We start from the raw sequence: 1,416 nt of genomic DNA, 5'->3' as shown, positions 1-1,416 counted from the left end.
GTATCAGTGAGATAAACTATCAAAAAAGTAGTTAACAGAGAATCAAATGCATGTTTAATATCGGGATGACAAGATTCTGAAGGTGTAATAAAGAAATCTTCAGGAACAAATTTGTATTGTGAATCATTTATAAAATGGCAGCTTTTATTCCTTTTAGAAATAATTTCGTCGCGAGAGATATTAAGTTCACGAGAACTAACCATATCATTTTGGCTAACAAACTTAATTGTCTCAGACCCAAAGGAATGAATATCATTCCAAATATTGAAGATTAGCTCCTTATTTAAATCAAAGGAGTTAAGTAGCGGTAAAATTGTAGTTCCATTTTCCCTGAAGACATTACTAACGAAGTTATCAAAATTGAATATATGAATCTTATTATCTTTTTCTAATGCATCTCTTTTATGAATAGAAATCGACATAGTAACAGTATCGTCGATTTCTCTAAATTGAATAGCATTATCAAGATGATCTCTTACTTGCTGAAGGTCACTACAATGCTCAGAAGAAATAAGAAGGTTGAACGAATCATAAGCCTGAAATTTAAATTCAACATCAATATCTAAATTGTTATTGATGGCCTCGGTGGTTAATTCTGCCACTCGTTGGGAATAATCAAGGTGGATAGTAGTTTCTAAAATACGATATTCAGCCTTAAACATAATAAAGTTGTCGCAAGAAGAGACTTCTTGCGACGGCATGAATAAATCGGATATTTTGGCTACTATATTCATAATTTTTCTTCTTTTTCCCCACCAAACTCTTCGTATCCAGCATCCGAGTAAATTTTCAAATACTTGCCTAACTCATCAGAGTCTGGAACGATTTTTTTACGAAAATCAGCTACTTCACCATTAATTCTTAACTCAATATTATCAGATAAAACAATGGTTTTCTTAATTCTAGCACGAATTACACTTGGTTCTAATTCAAATTGCCTATCAAATTTTGAGGTTTTATGGTCTGGCAATGCCTTGAATTTTTCAATTATGCTTTCGAATCGTTCATTGATTACTGGACTTTCGGGTTTGTGAGAACGAACTTTTTCTACGATTTCATCGTATGCAAATTGATCATTATTTCTAAAGTAAGTAATAATATCATTACGCATATACCAATAGTCGACAGAAGAGTGCTTTTCAACTTCCCTTTTAAGGAAGCTCTCTATTGATCCGAATGCATTTTTTGTATTGAGTTCAGAACTTTGAAGCTCTACGGTACTAAGGAAACTTTTCCACCAGTATTCACTGATCGACGCTCCGCTATCAGATATAAGTATCTCTTCAACATCATATGTATTACTGAAGCTAACTAAACACGATTTTTGGAGTCTTTGACGATTAAGAGGGAGTCCCTTTTTAATTTTAGATTCTATCTCATCAAAGAAATCGCTGTGCTCTATTTTAAGTATGACAA

At 32.8% G+C, this 1,416-nt stretch carries 2 protein-coding genes; both read right to left on the bottom strand.

Annotated elements, in window-relative coordinates; genetic code table 11:
• A partial coding sequence (locus tag J1782_RS00275) for a hypothetical protein (protein ID WP_217151904.1) occupies positions 1 to 734 on the bottom strand: 734 nt, incomplete at its 3' end.
• The coding region (locus J1782_RS00270) for a nucleoid-associated protein (protein ID WP_217151903.1) at positions 731 to 1,416 on the bottom strand (686 nt) is incomplete at its 5' end. The genes J1782_RS00270 and J1782_RS00275, both read right to left, overlap by 4 nt.

The organism is Rahnella sp. BCC 1045 (assembly GCF_019049615.1).
GTDB classification, from domain to species: domain Bacteria; phylum Pseudomonadota; class Gammaproteobacteria; order Enterobacterales; family Enterobacteriaceae; genus Rahnella; species Rahnella contaminans.
This window is presented reverse-complemented; position numbering and strand designations above follow the sequence as displayed.